Source organism: Streptomyces sp. JLBT605 (assembly GCF_058215555.1).
In genome coordinates this window covers 2,761,492-2,779,520 of sequence record NZ_CM177087.1, presented here as the reverse complement: position 1 = coordinate 2,779,520, position 18,029 = coordinate 2,761,492, and the positions used below count along the sequence as shown (strand labels likewise).

General features: G+C 71.1%; 18 protein-coding genes. 17 read left to right on the top strand and 1 reads right to left on the bottom strand.

The genetic code is table 11. The features are described 5' to 3' along the window. Positions 1 to 5 precede the first annotated feature (5 nt). The 5 genes from mqnC (at position 6) to AC4BDD_RS12155 (ending at position 4,978) form a co-directional block, all read left to right on the top strand. Positions 6 to 1,205, top strand: a complete 1,200-nt coding sequence (mqnC, locus tag AC4BDD_RS12175) for a cyclic dehypoxanthinyl futalosine synthase (protein WP_490691016.1) — start codon at positions 6 to 8, stop codon at positions 1,203 to 1,205. 16 nt (positions 1,206 to 1,221) lie between these two features. After that, positions 1,222 to 1,941, top strand: coding sequence for an imidazolonepropionase-like domain-containing protein (locus tag AC4BDD_RS12170; RefSeq protein WP_490691015.1), 720 nt, complete (start codon positions 1,222 to 1,224; stop codon positions 1,939 to 1,941). 168 nt (positions 1,942 to 2,109) lie between these two features. Continuing rightward, a complete protein-coding gene (locus tag AC4BDD_RS12165) occupies positions 2,110 to 2,802 on the top strand; it encodes a demethylmenaquinone methyltransferase (RefSeq protein WP_490691014.1) in 693 nt (230 codons plus the stop codon). A 205-nt stretch (positions 2,803 to 3,007) separates the two neighbouring features. Continuing rightward, the gene (locus AC4BDD_RS12160; RefSeq protein WP_490691013.1) at positions 3,008 to 4,324 is read left to right on the top strand and encodes a geranylgeranyl reductase family protein; all 1,317 of its coding nucleotides are present in this window, start codon (positions 3,008 to 3,010) and stop codon (positions 4,322 to 4,324) included. 231 nt (positions 4,325 to 4,555) lie between these two features. Further along, on the top strand, positions 4,556 to 4,978 hold the full coding sequence (locus AC4BDD_RS12155) for a CBS domain-containing protein (RefSeq protein ID WP_490691012.1): 423 nt from the start codon (positions 4,556 to 4,558) through the stop codon (positions 4,976 to 4,978). A gap of 190 nt (positions 4,979 to 5,168) precedes the next feature. Here AC4BDD_RS12155 and AC4BDD_RS12150 read toward each other — a convergent pair whose 3' ends face one another. Next, a complete protein-coding gene (locus AC4BDD_RS12150) occupies positions 5,169 to 6,008 on the bottom strand; it encodes a C40 family peptidase (protein WP_490691011.1) in 840 nt (279 codons plus the stop codon). A gap of 421 nt (positions 6,009 to 6,429) precedes the next feature. Between AC4BDD_RS12150 and AC4BDD_RS12145 the strand changes: the two genes are divergently transcribed. The 12 genes from AC4BDD_RS12145 to nuoK all read left to right on the top strand — a co-directional run bounded on the left by AC4BDD_RS12145 (position 6,430) and on the right by nuoK (position 18,019). Further along, positions 6,430 to 6,567 (top strand): hypothetical protein, encoded by a 138-nt coding sequence (locus AC4BDD_RS12145; protein WP_490691010.1) that lies wholly within the window; start codon positions 6,430 to 6,432, stop codon positions 6,565 to 6,567. A 236-nt stretch (positions 6,568 to 6,803) separates the two neighbouring features. Continuing rightward, positions 6,804 to 7,163, top strand: coding sequence for an NADH-quinone oxidoreductase subunit A (locus AC4BDD_RS12140; RefSeq protein ID WP_490691009.1), 360 nt, complete (start codon positions 6,804 to 6,806; stop codon positions 7,161 to 7,163). Positions 7,164 to 7,208: 45 nt separating this feature from the next. Beyond that, a complete protein-coding gene (locus AC4BDD_RS12135; RefSeq protein ID WP_490691008.1) occupies positions 7,209 to 7,763 on the top strand; it encodes a NuoB/complex I 20 kDa subunit family protein in 555 nt (184 codons plus the stop codon). Further along, positions 7,760 to 8,509: an NADH-quinone oxidoreductase subunit C gene (locus AC4BDD_RS12130; protein ID WP_490691007.1), complete on the top strand. Its 750-nt coding sequence runs from the start codon at positions 7,760 to 7,762 to the stop codon at positions 8,507 to 8,509. The genes AC4BDD_RS12135 and AC4BDD_RS12130 overlap by 4 nt, the downstream gene beginning before the upstream one ends. Further along, on the top strand, positions 8,509 to 9,843 hold the full coding sequence (locus tag AC4BDD_RS12125) for an NADH-quinone oxidoreductase subunit D (RefSeq protein WP_490691006.1): 1,335 nt from the start codon (positions 8,509 to 8,511) through the stop codon (positions 9,841 to 9,843). The genes AC4BDD_RS12130 and AC4BDD_RS12125 overlap by 1 nt, the downstream gene beginning before the upstream one ends. A gap of 35 nt (positions 9,844 to 9,878) precedes the next feature. Further along, the gene (gene nuoE / locus AC4BDD_RS12120) at positions 9,879 to 10,688 is read left to right on the top strand and encodes an NADH-quinone oxidoreductase subunit NuoE (RefSeq protein WP_490691752.1); all 810 of its coding nucleotides are present in this window, start codon (positions 9,879 to 9,881) and stop codon (positions 10,686 to 10,688) included. Beyond that, positions 10,688 to 12,100 (top strand): NADH-quinone oxidoreductase subunit NuoF, encoded by a 1,413-nt coding sequence (gene nuoF / locus AC4BDD_RS12115; protein WP_490691005.1) that lies wholly within the window; start codon positions 10,688 to 10,690, stop codon positions 12,098 to 12,100. Before nuoE ends, nuoF begins: the two co-directional genes overlap by 1 nt. Then, positions 12,097 to 14,658: an NADH-quinone oxidoreductase subunit G gene (locus AC4BDD_RS12110; RefSeq protein ID WP_490691004.1), complete on the top strand. Its 2,562-nt coding sequence runs from the start codon at positions 12,097 to 12,099 to the stop codon at positions 14,656 to 14,658. The genes nuoF and AC4BDD_RS12110 overlap by 4 nt, the downstream gene beginning before the upstream one ends. 77 nt (positions 14,659 to 14,735) lie before the next feature. After that, positions 14,736 to 16,067 (top strand): NADH-quinone oxidoreductase subunit NuoH, encoded by a 1,332-nt coding sequence (nuoH, locus tag AC4BDD_RS12105; RefSeq protein WP_490691751.1) that lies wholly within the window; start codon positions 14,736 to 14,738, stop codon positions 16,065 to 16,067. An 85-nt stretch (positions 16,068 to 16,152) separates the two neighbouring features. Continuing rightward, positions 16,153 to 16,761, top strand: coding sequence for an NADH-quinone oxidoreductase subunit NuoI (gene nuoI / locus AC4BDD_RS12100; protein ID WP_490691750.1), 609 nt, complete (start codon positions 16,153 to 16,155; stop codon positions 16,759 to 16,761). Continuing rightward, positions 16,758 to 17,723, top strand: a complete 966-nt coding sequence (locus AC4BDD_RS12095) for an NADH-quinone oxidoreductase subunit J (RefSeq protein WP_490691003.1) — start codon at positions 16,758 to 16,760, stop codon at positions 17,721 to 17,723. The genes nuoI and AC4BDD_RS12095 overlap by 4 nt, the downstream gene beginning before the upstream one ends. Then, positions 17,720 to 18,019, top strand: coding sequence for an NADH-quinone oxidoreductase subunit NuoK (gene nuoK, locus AC4BDD_RS12090; protein ID WP_490691002.1), 300 nt, complete (start codon positions 17,720 to 17,722; stop codon positions 18,017 to 18,019). The genes AC4BDD_RS12095 and nuoK overlap by 4 nt, the downstream gene beginning before the upstream one ends. The last annotated feature ends 10 nt before the right edge of the window (positions 18,020 to 18,029 follow it).

The window sequence follows — 18,029 nt, the reverse complement described above, 5'->3', positions numbered from 1 at the left end:
TCCCGGTGAACGAGAACGCAGAGCTGCAGTCCGTTCTGGACCGTGCTGCCGCCGGTGGCCGGATCACCCCTGAGGAGGCGCTCGACCTGTACCGTCACGCGCCGCTGCACGCCCTCGGCGCGGCCGCCGACGCCGTGCGCCGCCGGCGGTACGCGGGCACCGAGCACATCGCGACGTACATCATCGAGCGGAACATCAACTACACCAACGTGTGCGTGACGGCGTGCAAGTTCTGCGCCTTCTACGCCCCGCCCAAGGACAAGGCCAAGGGCTGGACGCGGGATCTCGACGACATCCTGCGGCGCTGCGCCGAGACGGTGGAACTGGGCGGCACCCAGATCATGTTCCAGGGCGGCCACCACCCGGACTTCGGTGTCGAGTACTACGAGAAGCACTTCTCGGCCATCAAGCAGGCGTTCCCGCAGCTGGTGATCCACTCGCTGGGGGCCTCGGAGGTCGAGCACATGGCCCGCATCTCGGGGGTCTCCGTCGAGGAGGCCATCGAGCGGATCCACACCGCCGGGCTGGACTCCTTCGCGGGCGCGGGCGCCGAACTGCTCCCGGCCCGGCCGCGCAAGGCGATCGCGCCGCTCAAGGAGTCCGGCGAGCGCTGGCTGGAGATCATGGAGACGGCACACCGGATGGGTGTGGAGTCCACCTCCACCATGCTGATGGGCACCGGCGAGACCAACGCCGAGCGGATCGAGCACATCCGGATGATCCGCGACGTGCAGGACCGGACCGGCGGCTTCCGAGCCTTCATCCCGTACACCTACCAGCCGGAGAACAACCACCTGAAGGGGCGGACGCAGGCCACCGTCTTCGAGTACCTGCGGATGATCGCCGTCGCCCGGCTCTTCCTGGACAACGTCGCCCACATCCAGGGCTCCTGGCTGACCGTCGGCAAGGAGGCCGGGCAGCTGACGCTGCACTACGGCGCGGACGACCTCGGCTCGGTGATGCTGGAGGAGAACGTCGTCTCCTCGGCCGGCGCCAAGCACCGCTCCAACCGGATGGAGCTGATCGACCTGATCCGCAAGGCCGGGCGCGTACCCGCGCAGCGCGCCACCACCTATGAACACCTGGTCGTGCACGACGACCCGGCCAACGACCCGGTGGACGACCGGGTGGTCTCGCACCTGTCCTCCACCGCCATCGAAGGCGGCACCGCCCATCCCGAGCTGAAGCTCATCAGCGCCAACTGACCGGCGGGGGCGCCCGATGCTGACCCTGCACACCGCCGATCTGCTGCTGCCCGATCCCGGGGCCGTCGAGAGTCCCGCGGCCGTGGTGAGAACCGCGGCTGCCGTGGGAGCCGGGGGATCCGCTTCCGGGGCCGCCGGGGTGCCCGAAGGGGCGGTGCTGGTCGACGACGGCCGGATCGCGGCCCTCGGCCCGGCGGCGGAGCTGGCGATAGCCCACCCCAGGGCGCGGGTGCGCCGCTGGCCCGGGGTGATCACCCCGGGACTGCGCCAGTGGCACGGCAAGTGGCTGCTGGAGCGGTACTACTACCCCGACCCGCGCGAGGCCCATCTGCTGGGCACCCGCCCGCTGGGTGGCGCGGAGCTGGGCGCGCTGGAGATGGACGCGGAGCGCTGGGCGGGCAGCGTGCGGCGCGGGCTCCAGCAGATGCTCCGCTACGGCACCACGGCGGTGGCCGGAAGCTTCACCGATCCGGTGGTGCGCACCGCGGTGGCGCGCTCCGGGCTCGTCGTCCTCTCGCCCCTCGGCGCTCCCGGTGTCCTGCTCGGCGAGCCGGACCTCGATCCCTTCCGCGAGGGGTACGACCTGGCGGGCACGGTGCACGGCCCGCTGGTCCCCGGCGGCCGGGCGGACCTCGCCGTCTTCGACGTACCCGACGAGGCGGCGCTGCTGGAGCGCGGCGCGGCCACCTGCGTGGCCACGGTGCTCGACGGGCGGCTGGTCCACCGCCGCCGGTGACGTGAGCCGCCGCTCGCCCCGCCGCCTGCCCCGTCAGTGGGCTGCCGCCGCTGGTGACGCGCCGCCGCTGAGGCGCCCCGCCGCGAGCTGTCGCCGTGGGCGCGGCACGGTGGCGCCGCGCCGACCCCGCCGCGCGGTCGGCCGCACGGCGGGGTGAACAATGGGGGCGTGACCCGAGCAACGCTGGACAAGCAGCCTCATGAAGTCGCCGCGATGTTCGATGACGTGGCGGCCCGATACGACCTGATGAACGACCTGCTGTCGCTGGGGCAGGCCCGGCTGTGGCGCAAGGCCGTGGCCCAGGCCGTCGCCGCGCGCGCCGGTGAGCGGGTCCTGGACCTCGCCGCGGGCACCGGCACCTCCTCGCTGCCGTTCGCCGCGGACGGCGCCATGGTCGTCCCCTGCGACTTCTCGCTCGGCATGCTCCAGGAGGGCAAGCGGCGCCACCCGGACCTGCCGCTCACCGCCGGGGACGCCACCCGGCTGCCCTTCGCGGACGACGCCTTCGACGCCGTCACCATCTCCTTCGGACTGCGCAACGTCCAGGACACCGATGCCGCGCTGCGCGAGATGCTGCGCGTGACCAAGCCCGGCGGCCGGGTCCTGATCTGCGAGTTCTCCCGCCCCACCTGGGCGCCGTTCCGCACCGTCTACACCGAGTACCTGATGCGCGCGCTGCCGCCGGTCGCCCGGGCGGTCAGCTCCAACCCGGACGCGTACGTCTACCTCGCCGAGTCGATCCGCGCCTGGCCCGACCAGGCCGGGCTGGCCGCGCGGCTTCAGCAGGCAGGCTGGTCCAAGGTCGCCTGGCGGAATCTCACCGGCGGCATCGTGGCCATGCACCGGGGCGTCAAGCGCTGACTCCCCCTCACCGGGCTCACCAGGCGAGGGTGCCCCAAACGCCCGCCCAGGCACGCGGAAGCGCACCTGGGAGCGCACCCGGGACACGGTGGCAGCCGCTCTCCGACGCCGGAGTGCCCCTGCATAAACTGCACATGTCCCAGTGCCCGGCGTGACCGGCGCGCACCACCCAGCTACCGGCTGCCCAGCCTTCGGGAGACCTGAAGTGAGCGAGTCCGCAACCACCGCGAGCGCTTCCGCCGGGGCGCCCGCCGCCGAGCGCAGCGCTGACGTGATCGTCGTCGGGGCCGGCCCCGCCGGCTCCACCACGGCGTACTACCTCGCCAAGGCCGGGCTCGACGTGCTGCTGCTGGAGAAGACCGCCTTCCCGCGCGAGAAGGTCTGCGGTGACGGCCTGACCCCGCGCGCCACCAAGCAGCTGGTGGCGATGGGCATCGACATCTCCGAAGAGGCGGGCTGGCTGCGGAACAAGGGGCTGCGCATCATCGGCGGCGGCGTGCGGCTCCAGCTCGACTGGCCGGAGCTGGCGTCGTTCCCGGACTACGGCCTGGTCCGCAAGCGCGACGACTTCGACGAGCAGCTGGCGCGGCAGGCAGAGAAGGCCGGGGCGCGGCTGTACGAGCGCTGCAACGTGAGCGAGCCGGTCATCGACGGCCGCACCGGCCGGATCACCGGTGTGCACGCCAAGCTGGGCGACGAGAAGACCCCGGTCACCTTCCACGCCCCGCTGGTGGTGGCGGCGGACGGCAACTCCACCCGGCTGTCGCTGGCGATGGGGCTGCACCGGCGGGAGGACCGGCCGATGGGCGTGGCGGTGCGGACCTACTTCACCTCCCCCCGGCACGACGACGACTACCTGGAGTCCTGGCTGGAGCTGTGGGACCGGCGCGGCGACGAGCCGCGTCTGCTGCCCGGTTACGGCTGGATCTTCGGCATGGGCGACGGCACCTCCAACGTCGGCCTGGGCGTGCTCAACACCTCCTCGTCCTTCAAGGAGCTGGACTGGCGCGAGATCCTCAAGGCGTGGTGCGCCTCGATGCCGGCGGAGTGGGGCTACACCCCGGAGAACATGACCGGCCCGATCCGGGGCGCCGCCCTCCCGATGGCCTTCAACCGCCAGCCGCACTACACGCGCGGGCTGCTGCTCGTCGGCGACGCCGGCGGCATGGTCAACCCGTTCAACGGCGAGGGCATCGCCTATGCGATGGAATCCGGCCAGATCGCGGCGGAGGTCATCGTCCAGGCGCACGCCCGCGCCACCCCGGCCGGCCGTGAACTCGCCCTCCAGCGCTACCCGAAGGTCATCAAGGAGACCTACGGCGGCTACTACTCGCTGGGCCGCGCCTTCGTGAAGCTGATCGGCAACCCCACGGTGATGAAGCTCGCCACCCAGCGCGGCCTCACCCACCCGACGCTCATGCGCTTCACGTTGAAGCTGCTGGCGAACCTCACCGACCCGCACGGCGGCGACGCGATGGACCGCATCATCAACGGCCTGACGAAGGTCGCGCCCCGCTCCTGACGCGCCACCCTCCTGACGCGCCCTGCGGCATGCCCCGCCGGGCGCCCCCGGCATGCCCCCCGGGCCGCTGACCTGGAGCGGTCCGGCAGCGGTCGCGAGGCCATGCTCCCGCGGTGATGATGGGAGAGGGGGCGTCGTGTGCGCCAGCCACGGCGACATCGCAGAAGCGACATCGCAGAAGGGTCCGGCGGGCCGACCTCGCGTGCCGGTGGGCCCTGGAGGAGGCAGATCATGACCACCGCCGCAGACATCATGCATCCAGGCGCGCAGTGGATCCCGCAGACCGAGTCGCTCGCCACCGCGGCGCAGAAGATGCGGGAACTCAACGTCGGCGCCCTGCCGATCAGCGACGCCAACGAGCGGCTGTGCGGCATCCTCACCGACCGCGACATCGTGGTCGGCTGCGTCGCGCTGGGACGCGACCCGACACAGATGACCTGTGGAGACCTGGCGAAGGGCACCCCGCGCTGGATCAACGCCGATGCCGACATCAGCGAGGTCCTCAACGAGATGGAGTCGCACCGCATCCGCCGTCTCCCGGTGATCAAGAACAAGAAGCTCGTCGGGATGATCAGCGAAGCGGACGTGGCGCGGAACCTCCCCGACGACCAGATCGCGGAGTTCGCCCACCACATCTACGCCGAGCAGCGGTAGCCCCGCGCCCGGCCGCGCCGGCCGTCTCCGCGGCCCCCGCGAGCTCCGGCGGCCGCCGCGCGGACGAAGGGCCGCCGCGTACGGACAAGGCCGCCGCACACGTACGAAGGGCCGCCGCACACGTACGAAGGGCCGCCGACCCGCGGATGCGGGTCGGCGGCCCTTCGGCGCGACGTGGTGGGGGTACGGGTCAGAGAACCCGGACCGCGCCGGTCGGCATGTCGTAGCTGAGCGGGCGCTCCACGACACCGGTGCTGGAGTTCTGCGCGCCGATGAAGTTGCCGTTCCCGACGTAGACGGCGACGTGGTAGGCGCTGCCCGAGCTGCCCCAGTAGAGGATGTCGCCGGGCTGCAGGGCGTCCAGCGAGACCTGGGTGCCCACGGTCGACTGGTCCTGCGAGACGCGCGGCAGGCTGATGCCGATCTGCTTGAACGCGGTCATGGTGAGACCGGAGCAGTCGTAGGCGGACGGGCCGGTCGCGCCGGACACGTACGCCTTGCCCACCTGGGCGCGGAGGAAGTCCAGGAGCGTGGCGACGCTGCCCGAGGCGTTGGAGGACGGCGCCGGGGTCGACTCGGCGGACTGGCCACCGATCGGGCCGCGGTCCTCGGAGCGCGAGGCGCGGGCCTGAGCCGCCGCGGTGGCCCGCTCGGCCTCGGCCTTGCGAGCGGCCTCGCGCTCGGCCTTCGCCTTGGCCTCGGCACGGGCTTCCGCCTCGGCCTTGGACTTCTTGGCGGCTTCCAGGGCTTCGTCGGCCGCCTGGTCCTGCTGCGCCTGCAACTCGTAGCCGAACGCCGCTTGCTCGGTGGCGTCGGCGGTCTGCGTGGCGGTGCTCGCCAGCGTCTCGCTGATGGTCGGCATCTCAAGCGTCGACTCGGCAGCGGGCGTCTCGGCGGCAGTGGCGGACACCGTGGTGCCGGCCACCGCGAGGCTGAGGAAGCCACCGGTCACCCCGGCGCGGAGTGCGCGCGTGGAGGACGCGGCACGGCGGGGCTTCCGGTGGCTGGGTATGTGAGCGCTCAGGGACATGGGTAAACGGCTATCAGGGGCCCCTGGCTGAGATCAACAAACGTGACGTGCGCCACAAATGGCGTGGACATGGCGAAAATCGAGCCGTTTTGATCATGTGCGGGCCGCCGTGCGGTCTGTCCGAAATTCTCGATCATGTGCATACGCATGGCATTTGGCGCCTTGGGGGCCCGCGGCGAGCCCTTATCACCTTCTTAGGCGGCGCACCAAGGTTTCCCGGGGAATCGAGATCTACAAGTAGTGGGGGCGTGGGATACCTCACGCCGGAGCCGCCCCTTCCGGTCTGCGCCCCGGCTCGGCGCCCCGACCGCCCCTCTCGCCCGCCCCCTCGCCCGGCCTTGTCGTCCGGTCTTCTCGCCCGGCCGCGGCTCGCGCATCGCTTCACGAGCGGGCGATCACTCCGGGCCACCCTGACGGGTGGGTGACCCCAATATCAGTTGACGGTGTCCATCGCCAATTTGCGTGTACCAGTCATCGCTTGATATGGCCAGACCGCCCCGACCAGCGCAGACGGGCCATAATGTCACTTCTCGTGATCACTCGAACGCTTCGCGTATGAAGATCACCGCTCATCCGACTTCATGATCCTTCGTCAGGTGGTGGAGATCACAAAGACGTTCCCGTACCCCGTGTCGCAGATCACAGACCGACGGGCATAGGATGCAGGCGAATCGGGCTTGTGAACTGCCTCACATAAACACGATCTTCGTGCGGCGGGGAGCGGGTCCGGTGCGGTCCACCCCGGTCCCACGGGCCGGGAGCCCACAGTCATCGTCGACGAAGGGAGCGAGGACGGTGAACGCATACGCGCCCATCCTCGTACTGGGAGCCCTCGGGGCAGGTTTCGCGATCGTCTCCGTCTTCATGGCGTCGATCGTCGGCCCCAAGCGATACAACCGGGCGAAGCTCGAGGCGTACGAATGCGGCATCGAGCCCACCCCGCACCCGGCCGGCGGCGGGCGCTTCCCGATCAAGTACTACCTGACGGCGATGCTCTTCATCGTCTTCGACATCGAGATCGTCTTCCTCTACCCCTGGGCCGTCACCTTCGACGCGCTGGGGCTGTTCGGACTCGTGGAGATGCTCCTCTTCGTACTCACCGTCTTCGTCGCCTACGCCTACGTCTGGCGCCGCGGCGGCCTGGAGTGGGACTAGGGCCGGCGGCCCGAGCGGAGCCAAAGGGAAGAGAGGGCACATCGCATGGGTATCGAAGAGAAACTGCCGAGCGGCTTCCTGCTGACGACGGTCGAGAACGCGGTGGGGCTGGCCCGTAAGTCCTCGGTCTTCGGCGCCACCTTCGGTCTCGCCTGCTGCGCGATCGAGATGATGGCCACCGGCACCGCGCGCTACGACCTCGCGCGCTGGGGCATGGAGGTCTTCCGCGGCTCGCCGCGCCAGGCCGACCTGATGATCGTGGCCGGCCGGGTCAGCCAGAAGATGGCCCCGGTGCTGCGCCAGGTCTACGACCAGATGCCGAACCCCAAGTGGGTGATCTCCATGGGCGTCTGCGCCTCCTCCGGCGGCATGTTCAACAACTACGCGGTCGTGCAGGGCGTGGACCACATCGTGCCGGTCGACATCTACCTGCCCGGCTGCCCGCCGCGGCCCGAGATGCTCCTCGACGCGATCCTCAAGCTGCACGAGAAGATCCGCAACGAGAAGCTCGGCGTCAACCGCGAGCAGGCGGCCCGCGAGGCGGAGGAAGCGGCGCTCAAGGCGCTCCCGACGATCGAGATGAAGGGGCTGCTGCGGTGAGCGACGAGCAGCGAGACGCGGGCGCCGAGCAGAACGGCGTTCCGGCGCAGCGCGAGGACACCGGTGACGTCATCGGCGTACGGAAGGGCATGTTCGGCGCCGACAACGGCGGTGACACCTCCGGCTACGGCGGTCTGGTGCGGACCGTCCGGCTGCCCGGCGCGGCCACCCGCCCGTACGGAGGACCGCGCTCCACCGGCGGCCACGGCGAGTTCGACGAGATCGCCGACGAGCTGGAAGGCGCCCTGGAGGAGCAGGGCCTGGTCCCGGAGAACGCCATCGAGAAGACCGTGGTGCACCGCGGCGAGATCACCTTCCACATCGCCCGTGAGCATCTGCCCCAGGTCGCCCGCACCCTGCGCGACGACCCCGCGCTCCGCTTCGAGCTGTGCACCGGGGTGAGCGGGGTGCACTACCCCGGCGACAAGGGCCGGGAGCTGCACGCCGTCTACCACCTGCGCTCGATCACCCACAACCGGCTGATCCGGCTGGAGGTGTCCGCGCCCGACAGCGACCCGCACATCCCGTCCATCGTGGGCGTCTACCCGACCAACGACTGGCACGAGCGCGAGACCTACGACTTCTTCGGCCTGATCTTCGACGGCCACCCCGCGCTCACCCGGATCATGATGCCCGACGACTGGCAGGGCCACCCGCAGCGCAAGGACTACTCACTCGGCGGCATCCCCATCGAGTACAAGGGCGCCGAGATCCCGGCTCCCGACCAGCGGAGGTCGTACAGCTGATGTCTGCCATCCACTCAACGCCGCCCGCATCCTCCCGCGAGACCACCGAGGGCACCGTCTACACCGTCACCGGCGGCGACTGGGACGAGGTCGTGGCCGGCGCGGCCAAGGCCGACGACGAGCGGATCATCGTCAACATGGGCCCGCAGCACCCCTCCACCCACGGGGTGCTCCGGCTGATCCTGGAGATCGACGGCGAGACGGTGACCGAAGCCCGCTGCGGCATCGGCTACCTGCACACCGGCATCGAGAAGAACCTCGAGTTCCGGAACTGGACGCAGGGCACCACCTTCGTGACGCGCATGGACTATCTGACCCCCTTCTTCAACGAGGTGGGGTACTGCCTGGGCGTGGAGCGGCTGCTGGACATCGAGGACCAGATCCCCGAGCGCGCCACGATCATCCGGGTGCTGCTGATGGAGCTCAACCGGATCTCCTCCCACCTGGTCTACGCGGCCACCGGTGGCATGGAGCTGGGCGCGATCACCATGATGTTCACCGGCTTCCGGGACCGCGAGCTGATCCTGGACCTCTTCGAGCTGATCACCGGTCTGCGGATGAACCACGCGTTCGTCCGGCCCGGCGGGGTCGCCCAGGACCTGCCGCCCGGCGCGATCGACCAGATCCGGGCGTTCGTGGCGAAGATGCGCAAGCACCTCCCGGAGTACGACAAGCTGGCCACCGGGAACCCGATCTTCAAGGGCCGCACCCAGGACGTCGGCTACCTGGACCTGACCGGCTGCATGGCGCTCGGCATCACCGGCCCGATACTGCGGGCCACCGGACTCCCGCATGACCTGCGCAAGTCCCAGCCCTACTGCGGCTACGAGACCTACGACTTCGAGGTCCCCACCGCCGACACCTGCGACGCCTACGGGCGCTTCGTCATCCGCGTCGAGGAGATGCGCCAGTCGCTGCGGATCGTCGAGCAGTGCCTGGACCGGCTGCGGCCCGGCCCGGTGATGGTCGCGGACAAGAAGATCGCCTGGCCCGCTCAGCTGGCGCTCGGCCCGGACGGCCTGGGCAACTCCCTGGACCACATCAAGAAGATCATGGGCACCTCGATGGAGGCCCTGATCCACCACTTCAAGCTGGTGACCGAGGGGTTCCGGGTCCCGCCGGGCCAGGCGTACGCGGCGATCGAGTCACCCAAGGGCGAGCTGGGCGTGCACGTGGTCAGCGACGGCGGCACCCGCCCCTACCGGGTCCACTTCCGCGACCCGTCCTTCACCAACCTGCAGTCCGTGGCGGCGATGTGCGAAGGCGGCCAGGTCGCCGACGTCATCGTGGCCGTCGCGTCCATCGACCCTGTGATGGGAGGCGTCGACCGGTGACAGCCACACCCGCCGACCACGAGGTGAGCCTGGGGATGCCCGAGCTCCCGGCCCCCGACTACCCGGCCGAGGTGCGCGCCCGGCTGGAGGCCGACGCCCGGGAGGTGATCGCCCGCTACCCCGGCAGCCGCAGCGCGCTGCTTCCGCTGCTGCACCTGGTCCAGGCCGAAGAGGGTCATGTCACCCGCACCGGCATCCGCTTCTGCGCCGAGATGCTCGACCTGACCACCGCCGAGGTCACCGCCGTCGCCACCTTCTACACGATGTACCGGCGCAAGCCGTCCGGCGACTACCAGGTCGGGGTCTGCACCAACACGCTCTGCGCGGTGCTGGGCGGCGACGCCATCTTCGACGCGCTGCGCGAGCACCTGCGGCTGGCGAACGGCGAGACCACCGAGGACGGCAAGGTCACCCTGGAGCACATCGAGTGCAACGCGGCCTGCGACTTCGCGCCGGTGGTGATGGTGAACTGGGAGTTCTTCGACAACCAGACGCCCGAGTCCGCCAAGCAGCTCGTCGACGACCTGCGGGCCGGCCGCACCGTCCACCCCACCCGCGGCGCGCCGCTGTGCACCTACAAGGAGACCGCGCGGATCCTCGCCGGCTTCCCCGACACCCGCCCCGGCGCGGTCGAGGCCACCGGCGGCGCCGGGCCCGCCTCGCTGGTCGGACTCCGCCTGGCCAAGGGGGAGACCGCACCGGGCCGGGTGGTCTCCCCGCGGACCGCCGACCACCCGTCGGGAGAAGCGCCGGCGACGCACCCCAGCTCGCATGACGCGCCGCAGACCACATCCGCCTCGGACCCGCAGCACCCGTCCGGCCCGATCCGTGAGGAGGGGGAGTGATGACCGTGGCAGCCGAGCAGGGAGGCGGCCCCCAGCCGGGAGCCGGGGGAGACGACAACAGCCCCGAGAAGCTGCTCGCCCCCGTGCTCTCCGCCTTCTGGGACGAGCCCCGCTCCTGGACCCTGGAGACCTACCGCCGGCATGAGGGCTACGAGGGCATGCGCAAGGCCCTCGCGATGGCCCCCGACGACGTGATCGCGCTGGTCAAGGACGCCGGGCTGCGCGGCCGCGGCGGCGCGGGCTTCCCCACCGGCATGAAGTGGCAGTTCATCCCGCAGGGCGACGGCAAGCCGCACTACCTGGTCGTCAACGCCGATGAATCCGAACCCGGCACCTGCAAGGACATCCCCCTCCTCTTCGCCAATCCGCACTCGCTGATCGAGGGCATGGCCATCGCCTGCCACGCCATCCGGTCCAGCCACGCCTTCATCTATCTGCGCGGCGAGGTCGTGCCGGTGCTGCGGCGGCTGCACGAGGCCGTGCGCGAGGCATACGACGCCGGCTACCTCGGCACCGCCGAGCAGCGCAGCCAGGCGCTGGGCCTCGGTGATCTCCCCGCCCTGGACATCACCGTGCACGCCGGCGCAGGCGCCTACATCTGCGGTGAGGAGACCGCGCTGCTGGACTCCCTGGAAGGACGCCGCGGCCAGCCCCGGCTCAGGCCCCCCTTCCCCGCGGTCGCCGGCCTCTACGCCTGCCCCACTGTGGTGAACAACGTCGAGTCCATCGCGTCTGTTCCCTCGATCCTCAACAAGGGCAAGGAATGGTTCCGTTCGATGGGCAGCGAGAAGTCCCCGGGCTTCACGCTCTACTCGCTGTCCGGACACGTCGCCAGCCCTGGCCAGTACGAGGCGCCGCTGGGCATCACGCTGCGCCAGCTGCTGGAGATGAGCGGCGGCATGCGCCCCGGACACCGCCTCAAGTTCTGGACCCCCGGCGGCTCCTCCACCCCGATGCTCACCGAGGAGCATCTGGACGTCCCGCTGGACTACGAGGGCGTCGGCGGCGCCGGATCGATGCTCGGCACCAAGGCCCTGCAGTGCTTCGACGAGACCACCTGCGTGGTGCGCGCGGTCACCCGGTGGACCGAGTTCTACGCCCATGAGTCCTGCGGCAAGTGCACCCCCTGCCGCGAAGGCACCTACTGGCTCGTGCAGTTGCTGCGCGACATCGAGGCCGGCAAGGGCCGGATGGCAGACCTCGACAAGCTGAACGACATCGCCGACACCATCAACGGCAAGTCGTTCTGCGCGCTCGGCGACGGCGCGGCCGCCCCGATCTTCTCCTCGCTCTCCTTCTTCCGCGAGGAGTACGAACAGCACATCGAAGGCCGCGGCTGCCCCTTCGACCCGGCCAGGTCCACCGCTTGGGCCGACGGCCCGATCCCCTCTCACCTGGAGGTGAACGCATGACACTGACCACCAATGCTCCCTCCGGAGGGGGAGCGGCGGCGGTCCCGCCGGAGGACCTGGTCTCGCTGACCATCGACGGGATCGAGATCTCCGTCCCCAAGGGGACGCTGGTCATCCGCGCCGCGGAGCTGCTCGGCATCGAGATCCCGCGCTTCTGCGACCACCCGCTGCTGGACCCGGTCGGCGCCTGCCGCCAGTGCATCGTGGAGGTCGAGGGCCAGCGCAAGCCGATGGCCTCCTGCACCATCACCTGCACCGACGGCATGGTCGTCCGCACCCAGCTGACCTCGCCGGTGGCCGAGAAGGCGCAGCGCGGCGTGATGGAGCTGCTGCTGATCAACCACCCGCTGGACTGCCCGGTCTGCGACAAGGGCGGCGAGTGTCCGCTGCAGAACCAGGCGATGTCCACCGGCGACCCGGACACCCGCTTCGAGGGGCAGAAGAGGACCTTCGCCAAGCCGGTCCCGATCTCCACGCAGGTGTTGCTGGACCGCGAGCGCTGCGTGCTGTGCGCCCGCTGCACCCGCTTCTCCACGCAGGTCGCGGGCGACCCGATGATCGAGCTGCTGGAGCGCGGCGCCCTCCAGCAGGTCGGCACCGGCGAGGGCGACCCCTTCGAGTCGTACTTCTCCGGCAACACCATCCAGATCTGCCCGGTGGGCGCGCTGACCTCGGCCGCCTACCGCTTCCGCGCCCGCCCCTTCGACCTGGTCTCCTCGCCGAGCGTGTGCGAGCACTGCGCCGGCGGCTGCGCCACCCGCACCGACCACCGGCGCGGCAAGGTGATGCGGCGCATGGCCGCCAACGACCCCGAGGTCAACGAGGAGTGGATCTGCGACAAGGGCCGCTTCGCCTTCCGCTACGCCCAGCTGCCGGACCGGCTGACCACCCCGCTGGTCCGTGACCGGTCCACCGGCGAGCTGGGACGGGCGAGCTGGCCGGAGGCGCTGCGGATCGCCGCCGAGGGGCTGGCCGCCGCCCGGGGCCGGACCGCCGGCGCCCAAGGAGCCGGTGTCGCCGTGCTGACCGGCGGCCGGCTCACCGTCGAGGACGCCTACGCCTACGCCAAGTTCGCCCGTGTGGCGCTCTCCACCAACGACATCGACTTCCGGGCCCGCGCGCACAGCGCCGAGGAGGCCGACTTCCTCGCCGCCCGGGTCGCCGGCCGCGGCCGGGACTTGGACGGCGAGGGTGTCACCTACACCCTGCTGGAGCGGGCCCCGGCGGTGCTGCTGGCGGGCCTGGAGGCGGAGGAGGAGGCGCCCGGCGTCTTCCTGCGGCTGCGCAAGGCGCACCGCAAGCACGGGCAGCGCACCTTCGGGCTGGCCACCCACGCCACCCGCGGCCTGGAGAAGGCGGGCGGCACGCTGCTGCCCGCCGCCCCCGGCACCGAGACCGAGTGGCTGGACGCACTCGCCGGCCAGGTGGGCCTGGACGAGGCGGGACAGGCCGCGGCCCAGGCGCTGCGCACCGAGGGGGCGGTGATCTGTGCCGGTGAGCGACTGGCCGCCGTGCCCGGCGCGCTCACCGCCGCCGTCCGGCTGGCCACCGCCACCGGCGCCCGGCTGGCGTGGATTCCGCGCCGGGCCGGGGAGCGCGGCGCCGTCGAGGCCGGGGCGCTGCCCGGGCTGCTGCCCGGCGGCCGCCCCACCACCGACCCGCGCGCCCGCCAGGAGACCGCCGAGGTGTGGGGCGTCGATCGGCTGCCGCACAGCTACGGGCGGGACACCGGCCAGATCATCGAGGCCGCGGCCGCCGGCGAGCTCGGGGCGCTGATCGTCGCGGGCGTGGAGGTGGCGGACCTGCCGGACCCGGTCCTGGCCCGTCAGGCGCTGGACACGGTCGGCTTCCTGGTGAGCGTGGAGCAGCGGCCGACCGAGGTCACCGCCCGGGCGGACGTGGTCTTCCCGGCCGCGGCCGTCGCCGAGAAGGCGGGCACCTTCCTCAACTGGGAGGGCCGCGCCCGGCCGTTCGAGACGGCGATCCAGCCCGCCCAGGCCACCCGGCCGCACGTCCCGGCCGACGCCCGGGTGCTGCACATGCTGGCCGATGAGATGGCCGCCGTCGCGGGCGCCGGCGAGCAGCCCGGCCTGGCGCTGCCGGACCTCCTCGCGGTGCGCCGCGAGATGGCCCGGCTCGGCCCCTGGCACGGGCTGCGCCCGGCCGACCCGCTGGCCACCGGCCATGTGCTGCCCTCCCCGGAGGCGGGCGAGGCGGTGCTCGCCGGCCACCGGCTCCTGCTCGACCAGGGCCTGTTGCAGACCGGCGACGACGCGCTGGCCGGTACCCGGCACGCCGCCGTCGCCCGGCTGTCGAAAACCACCGCGGCGGAGGTCGGCGTGAAGGACGGCGACCTGCTGGCGGTCACCGGCCCGCTCGGCGCGGTGCGGCTGCCGCTCAAGGTCACGCCGATGCCGGACCGGGTGGTGTGGCTGCCGCTCAACTCCACGGGCGGCGGCGTGCTGCCCGACACCGGCGCCCGGCCCGGCGAACTCGTCCGCATCGGCCCGGCCACCGCGCCGGTGACCGCCCCCGAGGCACCCGAAACGGAGGTGTGAGCGTGAGTGCCCTCACCCAGATCGCGGAAGGCCGGCAGGGGCTGCGACCCAGCGTGCTGGCGGCCGAGGACCTGTCGATGTTCGGGCACGACCCGTGGTGGCTGGTGCTGCTCAAGGTCGTGTTCTGCTTCGCGATGCTGATGCTCACCGTCCTGATCTCCATCGTGATGGAGCGCAAGGTCCTGGGCTGGATGCAGCAGCGGGTCGGCCCCAACCGGCACGGCCCGTGGGGCATGCTCCAGTCCCTCGCGGACGGCGTGAAGCTGATGCTCAAGGAGGACGTGGTCGTCAAGCGCGCGGACAAGGCGGTCTACCTCCTCGCGCCGATCGTCGCCGCCATCCCGGCCTTCATGGCGGTCGCGGTGATCCCCTTCGGCCCGTCCGACAACGAGGTCTCGGTCTTCGGGACGCGCACCGCGATGCAGCTGACCGACCTGCCGATCGCCGTCCTCTACATCCTCGCGACCGCCTCCGTCGGCATCTACGGCATCGTCCTGGCCGGCTGGTCCTCCGGTTCGACCTATCCGCTGCTCGGCGGATTGCGCTCCTGCGCGCAGATGATCTCCTACGAGATCGCGATGGGCATGTCCTTCGCCGCGGTCTTCATCTACTCCGGCTCCATGTCGACCTCGACGATCGTGGAGTCGCAGGACCACCGCTGGTACGCGGTGCTGTTGCCGGTCTCGTTCCTCATCTACATCGTCGCGATGATCGGCGAGACCAACCGCGCCCCGTTCGACATGCCGGAGTCCGAGGGCGACCTGGTCGGCGGCTTCAACACCGAGTACTCGTCGATCAAGTTCGCGATGTTCATGCTCGCCGAGTACATCAACATGGTCACCGTCTCGATGGTCGCGGTCACCCTCTTCCTCGGCGGGTGGCGGGCACCCTGGCCGGTCAGCACCTTCTGGGCAGGCGCCAACCACGGCTGGTGGCCGCTGCTGTGGTTCCTGGTCAAGGTCAGCCTGGGGCTGTTCGTCTTCATCTGGATCCGCGCCTCCCTCCCGCGGGTGCGCTACGACCAGTTCATGAAGCTGGGCTGGAAGGTCCTCATCCCGGTCTCCATGGTGTGGCTGATGCTGGTCGCCACCGTCCGCGCGCTGCGCAACGAGGACTACGACTTCCAGGAGATCGTGCTCTATGTCGGCGGCGGTGTCCTGACCCTGCTGCTGCTCTCCTTCGTCTTCGACATCTTCCGCGACCGGGAAGAGCAGCGGGCCGCCGCCGAGGCGGCGCAGTCCATCAAGCCCGAGCCGGCCTTCGACCCGATGGCTGGCGGCTATCCGGTGCCGCCGCTGCCCGGACAGAACCTGCCGCCCGTGCCCCGCAGGCGACCGCGCCAGGACCGGCAGCTGGTCGGCAACGGCCCGGCGGAGAACACCCAGGTTGAGGAGGCCGACGGTGCCTGACCGCAATTCCCGGGGAGAGAACCCGGAAACCCCCCGGACCCCCTGGCAGAACCCGGTGGCGGGCTTCGGCGTGACCTTCGGGAACATGTTCAAGAAGCGGTTCACCGAGCAGTATCCGGAGCAGAAGAAGCCCACCGCTCCCCGCTTCCACGGCCGCCACCAGCTCAACCGGCACCCGGACGGGCTGGAGAAGTGCATCGGCTGCGAGCTGTGCGCCTGGGCGTGTCCGGCCGACGCGATCTACGTGGAGGGCGCGGACAACACCGAGGAGGAGCGTTACTCCCCGGGCGAGCGCTACGGCCGCGTCTACCAGATCAACTACCTGCGCTGCATCCTGTGCGGGCTGTGCGTCGAGGCGTGCCCGACCCGGGCGCTGACCATGACCAACGAGTACGAACTCGCCGACCGGTCCCGCGAATCGCTCATCTACACCAAGGAAGAGCTGCTGGTCGGCCTCTCGGAGGGGATGGTCGACAGTCCGCACGCGATCTTCCCCGGCATGGACGAGCAGGACTACTACCGCGGGCTGGTCACCGAGGCCGCGCCCGGCACGGTCCGCCAGGTCGCCCACAGCAAGGGCGAGCAGCCGCCGGTCGACGCCGAGCCCGCCGGGCCCGCCGAGGTCTCCACCACCTCCGGCCCCTCCCGGCGCTCCGGTGACACCAGTTCCACCGCCAAGGAGGTCCGGGCATGAGCGGCACGCTGCTCGCGGCGACCACCACCTCGACCGGCGAGGCGGTGCAGTTCTGGGTGCTGGGCACCGTCGCCGTCATCGGTGCGCTGTCCACCGTGCTGATGAAGAAGGCGGTGCACTCGGCGCTCAGCCTGGCCGGCACCATGATCGTGCTGGCCGTCTTCTACCTCGCCAACGGCGCGTACTTCCTCGGCGTGGTGCAGATCGTCGTCTACACCGGCGCGATCATGATGCTCTTCCTCTTCGTCGTCATGCTGGTCGGTGTCACCGCCGCCGACTCCCTCAAGGAGACCCTGAAAGGCCAGCGCTGGCTGGCCGCGCTGTGCGGACTCGGCTTCGGCATCCTGCTCTGCGCCGGCATCGGCAACGCCTCGCTGAACACCTGGAACGGCACCGGCGAGGCCAATTCCGGCGGGAACGTCGAGGGGCTGGCCGAGCTCATCTTCACCAAGTACGTCTTCGCCTTCGAGATCACCGGCGCCCTGCTGATCACCGCGGCGGTCGGCGCGATGGTGCTCACCCACCGGGAGCGCACCGAGCGGCGCAAGTCGCAGCGCGAGCTGGCCGAGCAGCGGGTCCGCGCCGGCAAGCACGTGCCGCCACTGCCCGCCCCCGGCGTCTACGCCCGGCACAACGCGGTGGACATCCCCGGCCTGCTGCCCGACGGCACCACCGCCGAGCTCACCGTCAACGCCACGCTGCGCGGCCGCGGCCAGGTCCGGGACGTCTCCGGCAAGGCCCTGGCCGATCTCGCCGCGCTGGAGCAGCGGGCCGGGCAGTGGCGGCGCCAGCAGGGCGGCACCGGCTCCACGCTGTACCGCCCGGAGGCCGCCGGCTCGACCGCGTACCGGCCGGGGGACGAGAACGGCGCCGGCGCCGGGGCGGTACCCGGCCAGGGCCCGGCCGCCGGGGCCGGCGGCGGGGCGAACGACGGACACGCCTCCGAGGGAGTCGCCAAGTGAACCCGGTCTACTACCTCTACCTGGCCTCGCTGCTGTTCACCATCGGTGCGGCCGGGGTGCTGATCCGGCGCAACGCCATCGTCGTGTTCATGTGCGTCGAGCTGATGCTGAACGCCTGCAACCTCGCGTTCGTCGCCTTCTCCCGGATGCACGGCAACCTCGACGGGCAGATCGTGGCGTTCTTCACGATGGTGGTCGCCGCGGCCGAGGTCGTGGTCGGCCTCGCGATCATCGTGACCATCTTCCGCGCCCGCCACTCGGCCTCGGTCGACGACGCCAGCCTGATGAAGCTCTAGAAGGGGTCGC

What these genes read in the sequence shown, in the direction of transcription:
- nuoF (WP_490691005.1), top strand. Translation starts at nt 10,688, where the DNA reads ATGACCGTGGCAGCCGAGCAGGGAGGCGGCCCCCAGCCGGGAGCCGGG.
- AC4BDD_RS12135 (WP_490691008.1), top strand. Translation starts at nt 7,209, where the DNA reads ATGGGTATCGAAGAGAAACTGCCGAGCGGCTTCCTGCTGACGACGGTC.
- AC4BDD_RS12110 (WP_490691004.1), top strand. Translation starts at nt 12,097, where the DNA reads ATGACACTGACCACCAATGCTCCCTCCGGAGGGGGAGCGGCGGCGGTC.
- nuoH (WP_490691751.1), top strand. Translation starts at nt 14,736, where the DNA reads ATGTTCGGGCACGACCCGTGGTGGCTGGTGCTGCTCAAGGTCGTGTTC.
- AC4BDD_RS12170 (WP_490691015.1), top strand. Translation starts at nt 1,222, where the DNA reads ATGCTGACCCTGCACACCGCCGATCTGCTGCTGCCCGATCCCGGGGCC.
- nuoE (WP_490691752.1), top strand. Translation starts at nt 9,879, where the DNA reads ATGCCCGAGCTCCCGGCCCCCGACTACCCGGCCGAGGTGCGCGCCCGG.
- AC4BDD_RS12155 (WP_490691012.1), top strand. Translation starts at nt 4,556, where the DNA reads ATGACCACCGCCGCAGACATCATGCATCCAGGCGCGCAGTGGATCCCG.
- AC4BDD_RS12150 (WP_490691011.1), bottom strand. Translation starts at nt 6,008, where the DNA reads ATGTCCCTGAGCGCTCACATACCCAGCCACCGGAAGCCCCGCCGTGCC.
- AC4BDD_RS12125 (WP_490691006.1), top strand. Translation starts at nt 8,509, where the DNA reads ATGTCTGCCATCCACTCAACGCCGCCCGCATCCTCCCGCGAGACCACC.
- AC4BDD_RS12095 (WP_490691003.1), top strand. Translation starts at nt 16,758, where the DNA reads ATGAGCGGCACGCTGCTCGCGGCGACCACCACCTCGACCGGCGAGGCG.
- nuoI (WP_490691750.1), top strand. Translation starts at nt 16,153, where the DNA reads ATGTTCAAGAAGCGGTTCACCGAGCAGTATCCGGAGCAGAAGAAGCCC.